16 protein-coding genes and 1 rRNA gene are annotated in these 19,208 nt (G+C 31.5%); 3 read left to right on the top strand and 14 right to left on the bottom strand.

What is annotated here, in order from left to right; translation table 11 throughout:
• Positions 1 to 24 precede the first annotated feature (24 nt).
• The 12 genes from rlmH to ACFWUA_RS05085 form a co-directional block, all read right to left on the bottom strand.
• Positions 25 to 504 carry a 23S rRNA (pseudouridine(1915)-N(3))-methyltransferase RlmH gene (gene rlmH / locus ACFWUA_RS05140; protein ID WP_416199075.1) on the bottom strand — a complete coding sequence of 160 codons (480 nt, stop codon included), beginning with the start codon at positions 502 to 504 and terminating at the stop codon, positions 25 to 27.
• Entirely contained in the window at positions 504 to 1,262 is a 759-nt protein-coding gene (surE, locus tag ACFWUA_RS05135) for a 5'/3'-nucleotidase SurE (RefSeq protein WP_352404808.1), read from the bottom strand. Before surE ends, rlmH begins: the two co-directional genes overlap by 1 nt.
• A 103-nt stretch (positions 1,263 to 1,365) precedes the next feature.
• Positions 1,366 to 1,548, bottom strand: a complete 183-nt coding sequence (locus ACFWUA_RS05130; RefSeq protein ID WP_352404809.1) for a CxxH/CxxC protein — start codon at positions 1,546 to 1,548, stop codon at positions 1,366 to 1,368.
• A gap of 86 nt (positions 1,549 to 1,634) precedes the next feature.
• The gene (gene htrA, locus ACFWUA_RS05125) at positions 1,635 to 2,804 is read right to left on the bottom strand and encodes a serine protease HtrA (RefSeq protein WP_416199074.1); all 1,170 of its coding nucleotides are present in this window, start codon (positions 2,802 to 2,804) and stop codon (positions 1,635 to 1,637) included.
• 17 nt (positions 2,805 to 2,821) lie between these two features.
• Positions 2,822 to 3,616 carry an MBL fold metallo-hydrolase gene (locus ACFWUA_RS05120; protein ID WP_416199073.1) on the bottom strand — a complete coding sequence of 265 codons (795 nt, stop codon included), beginning with the start codon at positions 3,614 to 3,616 and terminating at the stop codon, positions 2,822 to 2,824.
• 19 nt (positions 3,617 to 3,635) lie between these two features.
• Complete coding sequence (locus tag ACFWUA_RS05115; RefSeq protein ID WP_416199072.1) at positions 3,636 to 4,886, bottom strand: UDP-N-acetylglucosamine 1-carboxyvinyltransferase; 1,251 nt, start codon at positions 4,884 to 4,886, stop codon at positions 3,636 to 3,638.
• Between the two features lie 113 nt (positions 4,887 to 4,999).
• Complete coding sequence (yycI, locus tag ACFWUA_RS05110; RefSeq protein ID WP_416199071.1) at positions 5,000 to 5,845, bottom strand: two-component system regulatory protein YycI; 846 nt, start codon at positions 5,843 to 5,845, stop codon at positions 5,000 to 5,002.
• A gap of 26 nt (positions 5,846 to 5,871) precedes the next feature.
• Complete coding sequence (locus ACFWUA_RS05105) at positions 5,872 to 7,308, bottom strand: YycH family regulatory protein (RefSeq protein ID WP_416199070.1); 1,437 nt, start codon at positions 7,306 to 7,308, stop codon at positions 5,872 to 5,874.
• Between the two features lie 30 nt (positions 7,309 to 7,338).
• Entirely contained in the window at positions 7,339 to 7,875 is a 537-nt protein-coding gene (locus ACFWUA_RS05100; RefSeq protein WP_416199069.1) for a hypothetical protein, read from the bottom strand.
• A gap of 90 nt (positions 7,876 to 7,965) precedes the next feature.
• Positions 7,966 to 9,783: an ATP-binding protein gene (locus tag ACFWUA_RS05095; protein WP_416199068.1), complete on the bottom strand. Its 1,818-nt coding sequence runs from the start codon at positions 9,781 to 9,783 to the stop codon at positions 7,966 to 7,968.
• Between the two features lie 5 nt (positions 9,784 to 9,788).
• Positions 9,789 to 10,481: a response regulator YycF gene (yycF, locus tag ACFWUA_RS05090; protein WP_416199067.1), complete on the bottom strand. Its 693-nt coding sequence runs from the start codon at positions 10,479 to 10,481 to the stop codon at positions 9,789 to 9,791.
• 45 nt (positions 10,482 to 10,526) lie between these two features.
• A complete protein-coding gene (locus ACFWUA_RS05085) occupies positions 10,527 to 11,324 on the bottom strand; it encodes a peptidase MA family metallohydrolase (protein ID WP_416199066.1) in 798 nt (265 codons plus the stop codon).
• A 343-nt stretch (positions 11,325 to 11,667) separates the two neighbouring features.
• Here ACFWUA_RS05085 and ACFWUA_RS05080 point away from each other — a divergent pair, with 343 nt between their 5' ends.
• From ACFWUA_RS05080 to ACFWUA_RS05070, 3 genes are all read left to right on the top strand, one after another.
• A complete protein-coding gene (locus ACFWUA_RS05080) occupies positions 11,668 to 14,367 on the top strand; it encodes a calcium-transporting P-type ATPase, PMR1-type (RefSeq protein WP_416199065.1) in 2,700 nt (899 codons plus the stop codon).
• 52 nt (positions 14,368 to 14,419) lie between these two features.
• The gene (locus ACFWUA_RS05075; protein ID WP_416199064.1) at positions 14,420 to 15,706 is read left to right on the top strand and encodes a S8 family peptidase; all 1,287 of its coding nucleotides are present in this window, start codon (positions 14,420 to 14,422) and stop codon (positions 15,704 to 15,706) included.
• 184 nt (positions 15,707 to 15,890) lie between these two features.
• A complete protein-coding gene (locus ACFWUA_RS05070) occupies positions 15,891 to 17,066 on the top strand; it encodes an ISL3 family transposase (RefSeq protein ID WP_416199063.1) in 1,176 nt (391 codons plus the stop codon).
• A 216-nt stretch (positions 17,067 to 17,282) separates the two neighbouring features.
• Here the strand turns inward: ACFWUA_RS05070 and ACFWUA_RS05065 are convergent, their stop codons facing one another.
• Together ACFWUA_RS05065 and rrf are read right to left on the bottom strand one after the other, a co-directional pair.
• Positions 17,283 to 18,731, bottom strand: coding sequence for a peptidoglycan DD-metalloendopeptidase family protein (locus ACFWUA_RS05065; RefSeq protein ID WP_416199062.1), 1,449 nt, complete (start codon positions 18,729 to 18,731; stop codon positions 17,283 to 17,285).
• Positions 18,732 to 18,973: 242 nt separating this feature from the next.
• Positions 18,974 to 19,092 (bottom strand): 5S ribosomal RNA (gene rrf / locus ACFWUA_RS05060).
• Between the last annotated feature and the right edge of the window lie 116 nt (positions 19,093 to 19,208).

Genomic DNA, 19,208 nt, shown 5'->3' with positions numbered 1-19,208 from the left:
ACACATAAATTTTAGAGTCCTGTATTAACGGTGATACGGCTCACCTCTACTTATCTTAAAGCCTCTATATATCTGTTCAAGAAGTATGAGTCTCATGAGTTGATGGGGAAAGGTCATCTTTGAGAAGGAAAGTTTGAAATCACTTCTATTTAATACTTCATCCGACAAGCCAAGTGAACCTCCGATTATAAAAGTTATATCTCCCTTTCCTTCCAAAGCTAAATCGTCTATTTTTCTTGAAAAGTCTTCACTAGATAAGTTCTTTCCATCAATGGCAAGAGAAACTACATAGGTATTAGCTATAAGCTTAGAAAGAATTCTTTGTCCTTCTTTTTCTTTAATTATATTTATTTCTTTTTCACTCAAATTTTCTGGTGCCTTTTCATCTATTACTTCTATTATCTCTAAATTACAATACCTAGACAGTCTCTTTGAATATTCCTTTATAGCTTCTTGCATAAACTTTTCTTTGATTTTTCCTACTCCGATTATTGTTATATTCATTATCTTTCAAGCCAACTTTCTACTTCCTCTATCAATTTGAAATTCGTAAAATCATATTGAAGAGGTGTCACTGTTACGTATCCCTTTTTTATATAATATCTATCTGTATCTTTTTCTAATTCATCTTTTCTTCTACCACTAACTATTAGAGACATTTCTTCTTCGTTGCCTTCTTCAATAAAATAATAGTCATAAATCATTCCACCAATTCTGCAAACTTTTATACCTTTTACATCGTTCTTACTATCAACACAAGGAGTATTTATATTAAGTACAGTTTTACTATTTAAAAATCTGTCATTGACAGTTTCCAATATGTATTTCAAATATTTTGCACCAATCTCATAACATGCTTTATCATCTTTTATCTCTGCTGAAACTGCAATAGAAGGTATATCATATATGTTTGCCTCTATTGCAGCCGAAACAGTTCCAGAATACAAAATATCCATACCTAAATTGGTGCCCATATTTATACCTGAAACAACTAAGTCAACAGGTTCATCCAATATTTTATCCAATGCAACTCTCACGCAATCTGCTGGAGTCCCTGATACACTATATGCTTGAGATTTTATTCCTTGAAGATTCTTCTTCTTAACTATTATAGGTTTTGTCAAAGTAATTGAATGACTTGTAGCACTCATTTGATTGTCTGGTGCTACTATTGTCAAATGATGCTCTTTCTCTAAACATCTTGCTAAAGTCTGTATTCCCTCTGCATTTATTCCATCGTCATTAACTAAAAGTAATCTCATACCTTTCCTCCTAAGTACCTAATTTTTTAACTCATATATTATTATAGCAAAAGATAATAGAAAATAATACAAAAGAAGAAATATAACAATTAAGCTACAATGATTATACCACTAAGTACTTAGGAGCTTTATCGCAATAATCACATGTATGAGGACTTGTCCAGTCGGTAAAACTTGTCTTGTCAAGCTCATATATATCTGGGGATTGCTCATAGATTTCCACAAAATCTTCTATGGCTTTTTCTAAATGCTCATTGCAAACAACATACATTCTTATCATCTCCATTTTTATATTCTACTATTAGTATATACAAAAAAAGTATTTTTAAAGGCCTGACATTCTGTCAAGCCTTCAATTTTAAAATAAATTATTTATTCAAATCTTATCTGTACTTTTTCTTCTCTGCCATTTCTAATGATAGTCAATGTAGCATTGTCACCTTTTCTATATTTATACAACATTTTCTTCAATTGATTCATGCTTTCAACTTTGTTTTCATCCAATTTAACTATAATATCTCCTGTACTAAGTCCTGACTTATCTGCTGGTGAATTTGGCATTATTTCAATGATTATTACACCTTCATCTACATTTAAATCTACTCCCAATTGTCTTTCATATTTATCTACTTCTACTCCTGTAATTCCTATATATACTGTTTTAAAATCTCCCTTTTTTATAACTTCTTGTAAAATAGGTTTAGCTACATTTATTGGTATAGAAAATCCAAGCCCTTCAGCCGTTTGAATCTTTGCTGTATTTATGCCTATTACCTCACCTTTAGCATTTAAAAGTGGTCCTCCACTATTTCCAGGATTGATAGATGCATCAGTTTGAATCAAATCCTCTATTATATTATAGCGATCTACTCTTATACTCCTATGAAGTCCACTTACAATACCTGATGTAACGGTTCTTTGGAAATCTAATCCTAAAGGATTACCTATAGCTACTGCAAGTTCACCTACTTCCAATGTGTCTGAATTTCCCAATTCTGCAGCAGGAAGCCCAGTTGCATCTACCTTTACTACTGCTAGATCTAGTGCAGGATCAAACCAAAGAACTTTTCCAATCTTTTTATCTCCATTTTCAAATAGAACTGTAATTTTTTTTGCATTTCCATCACCTATTACATGAGAATTAGTCAAAATATAGCCATTACTATCTACAATGACTCCAGAGCCAACTCCTTCTACTTCTCTTTCCCATATAAACTCTTTCACTACTTCTACCGTAGTGATACCAACTACTGAACTAACTGCTTTTTTTGCTACTGCAGTCACAGCAGTCACATTATCTTCTGTAGTAATCTTTATTTCTTGTTTAGCAATTGGTTCTTGACTAGAATAAATTTTAGGCATTGGAAGTATTTTCCCATATAAATAATTTGGTGCAATATAAGATGTTATGAGCCCGCCTATTATAGCAGCAATTAAAGCCACTATAAAATAAGAAAAGAAACTTCCCCTTCTTTTAGGAGGCTTTCTTTGAACTATTGGACTATCTACATAATAGCTTACACCAGGTTTTCTATCATCCATCCTAATCCCTCCCACAATTAAAATTTATATACTTTAGAAACTTTGTCTCTATGTGCAAGATCCAAAGTTATATCATTATGTATATCTATTCCAGAATCTTCTAATATGTTTTTCACAGTTTTATATGCTAAAAGTGGGAAATTATTTTCTTGACTTAGATGCCCTAGCAAAGCTATTTCTCCATTTCCTGAAATAATTTCTGAAATAATTTTCCCTGCATCATCATTTGAAAGATGTCCCTTATCTCCCATTATCCTTTTTTTAAGAGGCCAAGGATATTTACCAACTTTTAGCATCTCTAAATCGTGATTTGATTCTATCAAATAAAGAGATGAACCTTTAATACATTCTTTCATGTCTTTATTTACCCATCCTGTATCAGTTATAATACTTATTTTTTTATTTTTATAGGATATAACATATCCTACAGGCTCGAATGCATCGTGAGAAATGCTAAAAGGAAGTATTCCCAAATCTTTAAGTTCAAATTCTTTTCCTGTGTGAAATGTTTTTATATTGTATTCTTTTATATTTCCTATAATCTTTTCCATACCAGACCAAGTACCTTCATTTGCCAAAATAGGTATATCATATCTTCTTGATAATACGCCAACGCCTTTGGTGTGATCTATATGTTCATGAGTAACCAATATAGCATCAATAGTGTTTGGAAGTACATCTATATCACTCAACAACTCTTCTATTCTTTTTCCGCTCATTCCAGCATCTATCAAAATTTTTATATTATCCGTTTCTATGTATTGACAATTCCCACTGCTCCCACTTGAAAGGGAACAAAATTTAAATCCCATTGTTTTTCCTCCAATATCTCTATACTTTTTTTACATTAGCTCCTATTTTCTTTAATTTAGATACTAAATCTTCATATCCTCTTTCTATATGCTGAATTTCTCTTATCTCTGTTATACCATCTGCCATAAGTCCTGCTATGACAAGGGCTGCTCCTGCTCTTAAATCAGTAGCCCTAACTTCTGCTCCCATAAGTTTATATATACCTTTAACAACAGCTGTATTGCCATCTACACTAATATTAGCACCCATTCTTTTTAATTCATCTATATATTTAAATCTACTTTCAGAAACAGTTTCATTTACAATACTAGTCCCCTCTACTGTGCTTAAAAGGGCAACCATAGGTTGTTGCAAATCTGTTGGAAATCCTGGATAAGGAAGAGTTTTTATGTTTATACTCTTTAAATCAAAATCTCCATTAACTTGTATACTATCACCATATTCTATGACTTCTACACCCATCTCTCTAAGTTTGGCTGTCACTGGTTCTAGATGCACTGGTATAACGTTTTTGATGAGTAAATTCCCTTTTGTTGCAGCCGCCATTATCATATAAGTTCCCGCCTCTATTTGATCTGGTATGACAGAATAATTACATCCATGAAGCTTTTCTACTCCATTTATTTTTATGACATCTGTTCCTGCCCCTCTTATATCTCCCCCCATAGTATTTATAAAATTTGCAACATCTACTATATGAGGTTCTTTAGCTGCATTTTCAATAATAGTAGTTCCCTCTGCCATTGTAGCTGCCATCATAATATTTATAGTGGCTCCTACACTAACTACATCTAGATATATTTTGCTTCCTACAAGTTTGTCTGCACTACATTTTATCACTCCATGTTTTATCTCCACTTTTGCACCAAGAGCCTCAAATCCCTTTATGTGCTGATCTATAGGTCTTGAACCTATATCACATCCTCCTGGATATAAAACTTCAACTTCTTTAAATCTACTAAGCCCTGCTCCTAAAAGATAATAAGAAGCTCTCATTTTCCTAGTTATTTCATCTATAAGAACACATTTTTGAATATTCTTTGTATCTATATCCATAAAACCATTTTCATCTAAATATACATCTGCTCCAATCATTTTCATTATCTTCGCCAAATTAGAAACATCACTTATCATAGGTAAATTTTCTATTCTACATTTATCACTTGAAAGAACCGTTCCTATAATTATAGGAAGTGCTGCATTTTTGAATCCACTTATATTAACTTCACCAATTAATTTATTTCCACCTTTAATTATTACTTTATCCATTGTTAAACCTCTCTTTCTAATGGAGGAGCCAGTACTTATCAATAACATTATAACGCTAAATGTAAATATAATCTATATTAAAAAGAAAAAAGAAGAATCCACGATTCTTCCCATCAATATTCATCTAAAAATATTTTACTTCCGTCATCGAATTGTATCCTCCATGCTGGTATAGCTTTACCTTCTCTTGTTTTTTTAGGATCATTTACATCTTCATGTTTAAATGGATCAAAATAATAACACAATGAAATATCTTCAATAGTCTTTTCATAGGCTTCTTCCATTGTCAAAAGACCTAGTATAGCTTTTGGTGCTGTACTTATGTATATTTGATTTTCGCCAATCTCTTTGGCATTTAGCCAAAGTCGTTCAAATCTTTTGACTCCACATTTATCTATTTCAAATTTTGTATAAGTCTTCTCTATATACAATCCATCATATACTTTAGTATATTCTAAATAATATACACCATTATCATTTTTTATAAAGCTAAGCTTCATATCATCCATAGAAAACCCTTTTTCAGCCAAAAAATCTTCTGCAATAGAAATAGCTTTTTCTCTATCTAGTTTAGCATATTTTTCTCCATCATCACTGTTTTCATATATTAAAGTTTTCCCATCAAGAAGAGTAACTTTCTCTTTATTTATTTGAAACTCTACCTTTCCCTCCTCTTGTTCAACTCCAATAGTCTTTCCTCCAAAAAAGCTATTATTTATTTCATCTATGCCTTTTTTTTCATATTCAACATTCATCATACTCAAGGAAGGTTGTGTATTTGGTATTTTGCAATTTATTTTAATGTTTTTTGATTTAAGAAGTTCAACTACATTTTCTATAAAACTCTCTTTAATCGTAGGCTCATCTATTTTTTCATTGTCAAAAAGCACATGGGCTAAAAGCAAATTAGTTACAATAAAGGCTATTATTAAAATAGTTTTTGCTTTTGACCAATCCATTTATATTCACCATCCACACACTCTCCCTATACTTTCCCTTTTTCATATATTAATTTGCCAGTATAGACATCAAAAACATAAATCCTCCCCTTTATATTTATAGTCCATACTCCTATCAATTTTTCACTATCTTCTTTTTTACATGGATCAAAATATGCCAAAGAAATATCTTCAATGGATTCCATTATCTTCTCATTTAAATTTTCTATCTTTAAATCTTTATCAATGCCCATATCTTCTATGTATCTTTCTTCAAGCAAATCAAAATTCATATCAATAACTTCAAAAGCTGATAGCATATTCCCATTTTCAGCCGTTTCTTTGTATATAGGTAAATGCATATCTTTTCTGACAAATCTCTTATATGATTTTACATATTTATTAAAAACCTCTATTTGTATAAAATCTTCTACCTCATCATTCCCCAAAACAAGCGGAATGCCTCTTATTCTATACTTAAAAGTAAATTTATACCCAAAATTGTTGTCTGATTTTATCTCCTCAATTTTATCTAAATACATTTCCTTTGGTGGCCCTGAGTGGCTAGAAATAAAGTTAGCTGCAGTATTTAAACTAATATATAAATTTCTTTCTGTAACAGGTTCATCCAGCGGAGAAAAATATTCAAGCAAACCATTGTTGTGGATTTTCAAAACCTTTTGATTATATATATATATAGTTGAACCATTGTTTTCCACAATTTCTCGTAAATAATCTATATTCTTGTTGAAAAATTTCTCTGCAATCATCCTTATTTCATCTCTATTGTCTATCCTTATCTCGTTTTGAACAAATACGCAGGGAATTTCATTGGTCATTTCAAGAGGAATATATATATCATTGTTGCTACCTAATATATCTCTAATAGAATAATACCTTGTATACTCTTCTCCTACTTCTATGCCACTTAAAATTTCCCTTAGAGCCTTCGTTTGTATATTTAAATCTGATACTTTTAAATACATATCCTCATTACAAAAAATTATAAAAGGATTGCTTTTTTCAAGATAAATATATATATTATTTACTTTAGATATCTTTTCTGTAATATTGTTTGGCTCTTTAACATCCAGCGCTTTAGCTAGAATATAAGTGTTCATCTCTTCTGCAAAATAAAAATTTATAGATTTATTGTTTTGATATTTTAAAAATTCCTCTTTTTTTATATGCGATACTTCATAATTTTTTTCAGATAGTACTTTTTTTAAAATCACTTTCCCACCAGGCCAAAGGCCATATTTTTCATCTGAATAAAGAAGTGTATGATTTTTATCGCTGAAATTTAAAAGAATTTTATCAGGGATGAGCATATCTGAAAAAAGGTATGAACTGCCAATTCCTTCTTTGATCTTAAACACTTTGATAGATTCATCAGGTATTTCAATCCATAATTTTCGGGTCAAAAAAACACTAATGCAAACTAACAGTATAAGGAATAGTGTTTTTAAATCCTCTTTGTTCATAAAAGCTCATCTCCTTATACCATTGATTTTTTATTTGGGAGTACTTTTAAGTATGGTATCTGATGTCTTATCTGTTTTTATTTTATTAACTTCTTCATTTACTTTAGATAAATCTGATACATATATTATTTTTTGATCTATTACTTGATCAGATTCATTTCTAAAAGTAATCACAATCTTATTTACCCCCAATATAAGTTCCATCTGTTTTGAAAAAAGTCCTGAGCTGCCTATCTTTATAGTTTCACTATATCTTTTTATATAGTCTTTTTCTCCTGGCAGATTTTCCAAATCAAAATTATTTCTAGTCATATCAGTAGTACCATAAGCGTCTATAGTCACACTAGTTCCTCTTGGTGCTTTACCTGATATAACTATAATCTTATCTGGTGTAGCAAAGACATTTTCTTCTGGACTTATAACTTGATACTTATCATTGTCTTGTACAGCAATGCTTTTAGCACTTGCACTTCTTCTTGCATAAGAAGTACCTGCTGCATATCCAATAGGACTATTTATAAAAATTGTGGTTATAACTAATGTACCAATAATAAATTTTTTCCACATTTAACTAGCCTCCTTAATCAAAATGCATTTCATCGTCTTTATTATATAACAAGTATATTACAATCATATTACAGCCCAGTTAAAAATGAATTACACCCTAGTCCCTATAGGCAGAACAATGTCAACTTCTGTTCCCATATTGTACTCACTGCTTAAAACTATTCTTCCATTGTGAGCCTCTATTATCTGCTTTGCAATAGAAAGACCCAATCCTGTCCCTCCAAGATCACGGCTTCTTGCTTTATCCACTCTATAAAATCTCTCAAAAATTCTTTCCCTATCTTTTTCAGGAATTCCTATACCATTGTCTTTTATTTTTATGACAACATCATCTTCCACTCTATTGGCCCTAATATATATTGTTCCATTTTCAGGCGTATATTTTATTGCATTGGACAATATATTTAGTATTACCTGTTCAATGCCATCTTTATCACCAACAATATTGGGAAGATCTTCTTGGATGTTTATAACAAGGGCATGATTTTTCTCCTTAAAAGATAAATCTAATTTCATACACGCTTCTCTCAATATTTTTTCCACATCTATATCAACTTTTTTCCACTTTGTTTTGTTGTAGTCCATATTGGACAATTGCAACAAATCTCTGACAATTCTAGCCATTCTATCGCATTCTCCATCTATGACCATTAAAAACCTATTAGATAATTCTTCATCTAAATCTTGATTCTCTATCAAAGTTTCAGTATAGCTCTTTATTGTAGTAATTGGAGTCTTTAATTCATGGGAGACATTTGCAACAAATTCCCTTCTCATATTATCTAATCTATGCTGTTCTGTAATATCTTGAAATACTATTATTAGGCCTACTATATTATTTTTCTCATTTTTAAAAGGAGCGTACTTTACCTTATATACCGATTGACCTATTTCTACAGTTTCATCGCCTTCCAAATTGTCTATATTTTCTTGCTTCAATCTTTGCAAATTTATATTCTTGTCAAGTATTGTGATTTTTTCTCTTGTGTTTGGATCAGATAATTTTTCATAATCTATTCCTAAAATATTAGAAGCTATAGGATTTGAATGAATAATATAGCCTTCCCTATCTATAGCTATAACCCCATCAGCCATATATCTAAAAATTGTATCTAATTTACTTCTCTCTAAATCTATTTCCTTAATAGTATCTTTTAACTTTAATGTGAGATAATTGAACATACTAGCCAGCTGTCCTATTTCATCATTAGATTTAACTTCAACAAATTGATCAAAGTCACCCTTGGCCATTTTTTCTGCTTTAATTGTCACATCTCTTATTGGTTCTGTAATACTACTTGCAATTAAAAATCCTAAAAATACGGTTATAGCCAATGCTAGCAAAGTAGCTTTCGTGAGTATTATCTTTGATTCATCTATATTCTGGTATATTTCGCTTAAATCTGCTGTCATATAAAGTATTCCCTTTACTTGACCAAATTCATCCACAACTGGATAGGCTAAATGTTTCAATGTAGTATCTTCGTTGTTGTCTTTTACTATGCCCTCACACTTTTTTTCACTTTGAAAGGCTTTTAAAATAAGTGAAGGATCTAAAAATTTATAAACCAGTGCATTTTGTCCTACTATTTTTTCATAGTTTTTTGATGTAGTAGCTATAATAGTTGGCACATTTTCATTGTCTATAACATATAGAGTTTCTGTACCATCTAATCTCCACTCGTTAATTGTCTTTTGAATATCCTTAGCTACATTTCTCCAGTTATCTTCTGAAATATATGAAGAAGTATTGATTATAGTTTCCATATGTTGCTCCATGGTATTTGTTATATGGCTTAACTGTTGATTTTCAAGTTTTTCAACTATAAACACTCCTACTATGACCATGGCTATAAATATTAACAAAAAATATACTATAATAAATTTCCACCTTATACTTGAGAACATTTTTACTAACTCCTTCCGAAGTAGTAGCCTACTCCTCTCTTGGTAAGTATGTATTTATACTCTCCATCTTCATCTTCTATTTTTTCTCTAAGTCTTCTCACTGTTACATCTACTGTACGAATATCTCCATAATATTCATATCCCCATACCTCTTCTAACAACTGCTCCCGGGAAAAAACCTGTCCTGCACTAGACACAAGAAATTTCAACAATTCAAATTCTCTAAGGGTAAGCTCTACCACTTTCCCATCTTTTTTTACCTCGTATTTATTTAAGTCTATAGATAAATCTCCTGAAACTATTATATCCCCATTTGTTGACTCACCATTAGAAAACTCTACTCGTCTCAAATTTGCTTTAACTCTAGCCATAAGCTCTCTCATACTGAAAGGCTTGGTCACATAATCATCAGCACCTAATTCTAATCCCAGTACTTTATCTACTTCTTCTTCTTTAGCTGTAAGCATGAGCACTGGTATTTTTAATTCTTTTCGTATTTCCTTCAAAACTTGAAAACCATCTTTTTTAGGAAGCATAATATCAAGTAAAACTAAATCTGGCGAAGTCTTAAAAACTTTTTCAACAGCTTCTTCACCATCATAAGCCACTTCAACCATAAATCCTTCTTTTTCTAAATTAAACTTCACTATATCAGCAATAGATTTCTCATCATCAACTACTAATATCTTTTTATCCATAAACAAATCACTCCATTTATAGTTTGTCCTATTTTTATTAGCAATTTAATCAATATCTTTAAATTTAACCTTTAATGCCATTTCAACTGACTTTTTGATATTTTTGCCATTGCCAAGACTATCTAACAATGCATTAAATCTATTAAAACCATATTCATCAATTATATCTTTTACTACTTCAAAAGATTTCCTATAAGCCACTTCTTCTCTTATCCCTTGAAAATTGTTATTTAACTCTTCTATGCTTATATTTGAAGTCTCCCCTTTCCCTGCATCCCAACTAAATCCTATAATAGTATTCTCCATATATAATGAAATACCTTCTGTAAGCCACATAGGATAATTTCCTTTTGTCTTTTCATCTACTAAAAGATGAGTAAATTCATGAATATGAGGACCTGTTTCTCTATAAATTTCTCCTGCATTTTCGCCATCATCCCCTAACATATTAGGTGAAATGATATTTATTGTCCCACAATAATATGCCCCCAAGGGCAACTCTTTGTTCTTAAATTTTAATATATTTCTAAAATCATCTTCACTATTATAAATTATAACAATATTTTTATCTTTTGGAAAGCACTCAAGTTTGTTACATATTTCATCATAATATTCTTCTAGTACCTCTCCTGTAATACCTGCAATATCTTTGTCTTCATCTTTATATTTTATAAGAAAATGAGCAGTATTTAAAGTACTATATTTTCTAGTATATTTCAATATTCTTCTTTTTTCTATATTCTTTACAATAGGATAAGTGGAAACTTTTAAAAACCCTTCTAAAGATATGATTAAAAGTACTACAATAGACAGAATTGAAGTATATATAAATAACTTTTTCAAAGATTTTCCCCCTTCAATATTTATATATGTAGAACTTTAACAAATATTCTATTGAAATATTTTCCTAAATAATATATAATCTTTATATAATCTTTAATATCAAAGGGGAGTAGCCAACACAATTAGTCGTCAAGACGGATTTTTCCCGGCTGGTTGTCCTAAATTATAGGAGGCAAGACCTTTGTTTAGACTTATATGTCTAAACAAGGGTCTTTTTTGTTTCACTATATTATTTTATCAGTTTTCAAACATTCATTCAATAGGTTCCCATTAATTGACACTTTAGTTTAATCCCTTTTGATTAGTGGTATACTAACAATAAAATAAAACAAGGAGGAAATATATGGAGTGGTATAGAAAAAATATTGAAAGCACATTAGATGAATTAAATTCTAACAAAAATATTGGATTATCTGATGAGGAAGCAAAAAAAAGGATAGAAAAATATGGTCTAAATGAATTAGAAGAAAAAGAAAAAGCAGGGCTTTTTTCTAAAATAATAGCTCAGTTTAAAGACTTTTTAGTGTTAATACTTATAGGTGCAAGTATAGTTTCAATGCTTGTAGGAGAAATAACAGATTCTATTGTAATAATAGCCATAGTTGTTATAAATGCTGCTTTGGGAATCATACAAGAAGGTAAGGCAGAAAAAGCCCTAGAAGCCCTCAAAAAAATGGCTTCACCAAATGCCAAAGTCATTCGAGATGGACATTTGAGTATAGTGCCTGCAAACACACTGGTACCAGGAGATATAGTGGTATTGGAAGCAGGAGATATAATACCTTCTGATTTAAGACTTATTGAAAGTTCTAATTTAAAAATTGAAGAAGCTTCTTTGACTGGAGAATCTGTTCCCGTTGAGAAATCAGCAAATATTGTTCTTGATGAAGAAGTTTCGCTAGGTGATAGAAAAAATATGGCCTACATGAGTACTGTAGTCACCTATGGTAGAGGAAAAGGTATAGTTGTGGGAACTGGTAACCATACAGAAATAGGTAAAATTGCTGAAATGATTCAAACTTTTGAAGATGACACTACCCCACTTCAAAAAAAGCTAGATCAATTGGGCAAATATCTAGGAATTGGTTGTTTGATAATATGTGGTATTGTATTCTTAATAGGTATACTTCAAGGAAGAGAAATATTAGATATGTTCATGATCGCTATAAGTCTTGCTGTAGCTGCAATTCCTGAAGGATTACCTGCCATTGTCACCATAGTACTAGCTTTAGGAATGAGCAAAATGGTTAAGAGAAACGCAATTGTAAAAAAACTATTAGCTGTAGAAACTTTGGGTTGTACAACTACTATATGTTCTGACAAAACTGGTACCCTAACCCAAAATGAAATGACTGTAGTAAAAACTTATACTGGAAACAATGTAGGAGAAGTTACCGGAAAAGGATATGCTCCAAATGGGGATTTTTATATAGCAAACGAAAAAATAAATCCCACAGAAAATATAAACCTAAATTTACTTTTATCTATTGCTGCACTTTGCAATGATGCTACATTAGAATACGAAAAACAAGATGATATCTATAGAATTGTAGGAGATCCTACAGAAGGTGCTTTAATTACTTTAGCTGAAAAAGCTAATCTACTTAAATCTGAATTAAATGAAAAATATCCTAGAATGGAAGAAATTCCCTTTGATGCAGATAGAAAAATGATGACTACATTCCATGAAAATTTTATAGATGGAAAAATAGTATCTTTTACAAAAGGTGCTCCAGATATAGTTCTAAAAAGATGTAATAGTATTTACTTAAATGGAAATATTCAACCACTAACAGATGATATGAGAAAAGATATTTTAAATGCTAATAGCAATTTTTCTAAAGATGCATTAAGAGTATTGGCTTTTGGCTATAGAACTTATGACAAAATACCAAATGATATTTCATCTGACAATATAGAAAATGATGTGATATTTGTAGGACTAGTAGGAATGATAGATCCACCACGAAATGAAGCTATGGATGCAATAGATAAATGTAAAACTGCAGGTATAAACACTATCATGATTACAGGAGATTATAAGGAAACTGCTTTTGCCATAGCAAAAGAATTAGGGATGGCTGAAAGTATTGATGAAGCTATGACTGGAGAAGAATTGAATAGAATTTCAGATGAAGAACTAAAAGAAAAAGTAAAAACAACTAAGGTATATGCTAGGGTTTCCCCTGAACATAAAGTAAGAATAGTTGAAGCCCTAAGAGCTAATGGAGAAATAACTGCTATGACTGGTGATGGAGTAAATGATGCTTTAGCACTAAAAAGGGCAGACATAGGTGTTTCCATGGGAATCACTGGTACTGATGTAGCTAAAAATACAGCAGAAGTAATACTTACTGACGACAATTTTGCAAGTATCGTATCTGCTGTAGAAGAAGGAAGAATAATATATAGCAATATCAGAAAATTTGTCTTTTTCCTTCTTTCTTGTAACATAGGAGAAATACTAATAGTCTTTTTAAGTATATTGTTTAATTTGCCAGTACCTTTACTCCCTATACAGCTATTGTGGCTAAATCTGATAACTGATAGTTTCCCAGCATTAGCATTAGGAGTTGAAAAAGGTGAACCAGATATAATGAATGTTCATCCAAGGGATCCAGAAGAACCCATTCTGGATAAAACTATGGTAGCAGGTATTTCTGTACAAAGTCTAGCTATAACATTAGCAACAATGCTTGCTTATATTTGGGGACTTAAAACTTATGGAATGGATAATCTTTTGATACCAAGAACTATTGCCTTTACTACGCTTATAACGGCAGAACTCGTTAGAGCTTTCTCTAGCCGTTCAGAAAAGCACACTCTTTTTAAAATAGGATTCTTTACAAATAAAAACTTAGTTTATGCTACACTAATATCTTTCGGCCTATTGATGGCTGTACTATACATTCCAGTTCTTCAACCAATATTTAAAACTTATGCATTGAGTCTAAAAGATTGGGGAATTGTATTGAGGTTTTGTATCATTCCTATTGTAGCAGGAGAGCTAAATAAATGGATAGCTAATAAAACAAGTATATAGCACATTTCACTTTTTCCTTGCATAAACTAAAACAAGGAAGGTGATTGTTATTATGCGAAGAATTCAAAACTCTAAAATATGTCCAATATTAAGTGCTAAACTCTCCTCTCAATCAAGAGAAGAGCTACCTGTAATAGTTCAAAGTTCAAACAATGACTATACACAACTTAAAAGCTTAATTTTTAATTTGTCAGCAAAAGACGTATATACTCTACCTCTTATTGGAGGCATGGCCTGTAATTTGACAACAGAGGCCATCTATAGACTTGCTGATAATCCTAATATAGAATATATAAGTTTCGACTCTAAAGTTTTTGCCCTATTAGATATTGCTACAGCTTCTATTGACGCCAATTTCCCCCATGAAATGGGATATTTGGGAGAAGGGGTGACTGTAGCTGTAATAGATACAGGAACTAACCCTCATAATGACTTGACAAAACCTAACAATAGAATAGTGGGATTTAAAGATTTTATAAATGATAAAACATCTCCCTATGATGACAATGGACACGGAACTCATGTTGCTGGAATCATTGCTGGCAATGGTTATTCTTCTAGAGGTAAATATGCTGGTGTTGCTCCTAAGGCAAATATTCTATCTATAAAAGCCTTGGACGAAAACGGGAGTGGGAATACATCAGATATTATAAAAGCTATATCTTGGGTATTAGAAACAAAAGATGAATACAATACTAAAGTAATAAATCTTTCTCTTGGAAGTCCAGCCAACAATCCATGCAAAACTGATCCACTTTGCAAAGCTGTAAATAAAGCTACAAACAGTGGTTTAACTGTTGTAGTAGCTGCAGGTAATAGTGGCCCATCAGAAAAATCAATTTTATCTCCAGGTATAAGCCCAAATGTCATAACTGTTGGTGCTGTCGATGATAAGAGAACTCCAGATCCTAGCGATGACACTATAGCCAATTTTTCTAGTAGAGGTCCTACAAAAGATGGCCTTATGAAACCAGATATAGTGACTCCTGGAGTAAATATAATGTCTCTTTCCAACAAAAAAGAAGACGGATATATTTCTTTAAGTGGTACTTCTATGGCAACACCTTTAGTATCTGGCAGTATAGCACTTTTACTAAATAAATATAAAGATTTAAAACCTCATGAGGTAAAAGAAAAATTGCTAAAATCATGTATAAATCTCAATTCTCCTCCAGAAAAACAAGGTTCTGGAATGTTAAATTTAAAATTATTATTTAATGAGAATAATAACAATTCAAAAAACAACAATCTCTCCAGCCCTAATGCGTTTGGAGGAGAATTGTTTGAAAATATTATTATTCTTTTAATTGTACTATTTTTACTTGATTCTAAAATATAGATATTCAAATATCAATATATAGGGGCAAACTATGAGTCATAAAAAAATGGTTCTATAATAAATGTTGGGGTGGAAAATAATTTACCCTAACATTTATTTTTTCTAAAAATAAAATGCACTCGTGAAATAAACCTGCTAAAATGTTAATTGGTTAAAAAAACATACAAAGGAGGTTTATTCACAAGTGCAATCTAATTTTATCACACAATTATTAGATTTAAAAGGGGTTAAAGTAACTAAAATATCGCATGAGGATTCTTTCGTTAAAATCTACATTACAACTGATCCAAAAGAGCATACTTGCCCTGCTTGTGGTGCTAAAACTTCTAAAATTCATGACTACAGAGAACAGACAATTAAGGATTTACCTTTTCAATTTAAGCACACATATCTTGTACTTCGAAAAAGAAGGTATGCTTGCTCTTGTGGAAAGAGGTTTTATGAGTCTTATGACTTTCTACCTCGCTATCACCGCATGACTAACCGTTTAGCATTTTTTATTTGCCAAGAGCTTACCAAGCTAACTAGTCTAACTTCTGTAGCTAAAGTGGCCAACGTCTCTGTTTCTACTGTTATTCGTATCTTTAATCATGTTAATTATGGTACTCCTACACTACCTAAGGTTCTATGTATTGATGAGTTTAAGGGGAATGCAGAGACTGGAAAGTATCAGTGTATTCTTGTTGATGGGGAAAACAATAAGGTTTTAGATATTATTCCTGACAGGTGTCAAAGTGATCTTGTAAGCTACTTTAGGCAATTTTCTCGTAAGGAAAGGAATAAGGTGAAGTTCTTTGTATGCGACATGTGGCAGCCTTACGTTGATTTAGCTAAAGTATTTTTCCCTAATGCTATAATTGTTATCGATAAATACCACTTTATTAGGCATGTAACTTGGGCTATTGAAAATGTGAGGAAACGCATACAGAAAACTATGCCTGCCAGCCTTAGAAAATACTATAAACGAAGTAGAAAACTAATTCTAACTCGTTACCATAAGCTTAAGGATGAAAATAAAGAAGCTGTTGATTTAATGCTATTATATAATGATGACTTACGTATTGCTCATAGGCTTAAAGAGTGGTTTTATGAAATCTGTCAAAGCGATAAATATTCCTACCAATGTACAGAATTAGCTAAGTGGATTGAAAATGCAGAAAGCTCTGGAATACCAGAGTTTAAGAAATGTGCAGCTACATATAGAAGATGGCATAAGGAAATTAAAAATGCATTTAAATATGGTTATACTAATGGTCCAACTGAAGGTTTCAACAATAAAATCAAGGTATTAAAACGAATATCCTTTGGACTTAAAAACTTTTATAGATTTCGTAATAGAATACTTCACTGTACAAGCTAAACTTCTAAAAGTGAATACCTGTAAGAAGCCTACATTTTAGCTAGGTTTATTTAAGTGTGCCCTAAAATACATGTAATTCTATCCATCTCAATCATAACACAAAAATAAGGGTAAAAATAGTAATGGAGCGGGATTGCAAAAAATCCCACCCCAACTATTGACAAAGAGCCAAAAAAATAAGAGGAAGAATTCTTCCTCTTATTTTTTTATGTAATATTATCTTCCTAAATATTTAGCTGGATTTTGATGTACCCCATTTTTAATCACTTCAAAATGTACATGAGGTCCAGTGGTGCGACCAGTACTACCAACATAAGCAATGGTTTGACCTTTATATACCTTGGCACCTTTTTTTACACCCAATTTACTACAGTGTCCATATCTTGTCACATATCCATTGCCATGATTTATTTCTACCATATATCCATAAGCACCTTTATATCCTGAAAAAGTAACGGTACCTCCATCTGCCGCCTTTATTGGAGTTCCCGTCTTTGCAGCAATATCGATTCCTTTATGCATTCTCCCATATCTCATTCCATATCTAGATGAAAGAGAACCTCTAGTAGGCATAACAAATGCACCTGTTGCCATAGTTTTAGGAATTGCTTTTGTTCCTTTAACTATCAATCGATCTACTGGTTTAGTTACAATTTCTTCCTTAACTATTTCTCTTCCCACTTCAACACCATTGTGTTTCTCAACTTTAGCCAACACTTTGCTTTTCCCTGGAGAACCTTCATTTTTGACTTTCTTTTCATTTTTATACATAGAATTGTTATATTCAATCTTTTCCTCGCAAGCTATTTCTTCTTCATATTCTACTTCTTCTACTGTTGCAATCGTTATAAGTGCCTTTGGTACTATAAGATTAACTTCATCGCCTGGAAAAACTTTTTCTGGATCTTTTCCCGGATTAGCTTTAATCAAGTCGTCTACTTTCATATTACATTTCTTTGCTATTGTCCAATAGTTTTCTCCATCTTCTACTATATGTGTTTTTATCTCATCCGTTCCCTTTGTAATTATAGAAAGTACTTCTTCATTGCTTTTTATATTTGCTAGAGGCACTTCTTTTTTAACTACTTTGACATCTTCTAAAAATTTTATTTCTTTTAAGTTTAGATTTTCTCCATTTATTTTTTCATAAGGCTCTTTTATTTTATCTAATAAATCCTCTGCTTCTTTCTCAGTTTTAAAAGCTCCTATATCTTTTCCATCAACTGACAAAACATAACCACTTACAAGAAAAGTCATCTTTGCTTTTATATTTTCTTTCATCTTCATTTCCGAAGTAAGTTCATTGTCCTTTGCATGAGTATTTTCAAAATCTAACTTTCCATTTATGACCACATCTATATTATATGTATTTGTTAAAGCTTCTTGTATGTCATCAAATATTTTTATAGCTTCTTCTTTTTCTCTAACTATTCCTATCTCTTCATTTCCAAACTTTACGGAAAAAGCTCTGGTTTTTACCTCATTCGCCTTATACATTGTCAATATGAACCCTATCAATACTACCAAAGCTACTGCTAAAATACTAACCCTAAAGTCAAAGTTTTTAAACCCCTTGGACCTGAAATTTTTTAACTGGTCCTTCACCTGTTGCAACTTTTCCGTGGGAAAAACATTTTTGTTCTCTGAATTGCTAGGACCTTCCATAGTAAACTCCTTCCTATATTGGCTTAAATCTAAACCAATAAGTTTTTTGTAACCTTTTTGTAACTTATTTTGTACACTTTTTCATTATATCATAAAAATCTAAATTTTCAAGGAAAACTAAGCGATCTTTTTTGCCATATTTTTTACTATACCTTAGTCTATTCAATTCTTAAATTAAATATTCCTATAGAATAGGAAAAGCTCTATCTCAACTTACGAGATGGAGCTTTTGTTTTTATGTAATCTGGCGATGTCCTACTCTCCCAGGGCGTTGCCACCCAAGTACCATCGGCAGCTAAAGAGGCTTAACTTCTGTGTTCGGTATGGGAACAGGTGTGACCCTCTTGCTATAATCACCAGGTAAAGCCTTTCGGCAATTGTAAATTACAAATGAACTACTTTTTTGTTTTTGGTTTTTAATTTATAATTTGTAATTCGTAATTTTTTCAAAATCTTGATTTTGAAAATCTAACACAG

The organism is Sporanaerobacter sp., assembly GCF_047830725.1.
Taxonomy (GTDB): Bacteria; Bacillota; Clostridia; order Tissierellales; family Sporanaerobacteraceae; genus Sporanaerobacter.
The sequence above is the reverse complement of the archived record's forward strand: the minus strand, read 5'-3'. Positions and strand labels throughout refer to the sequence as shown.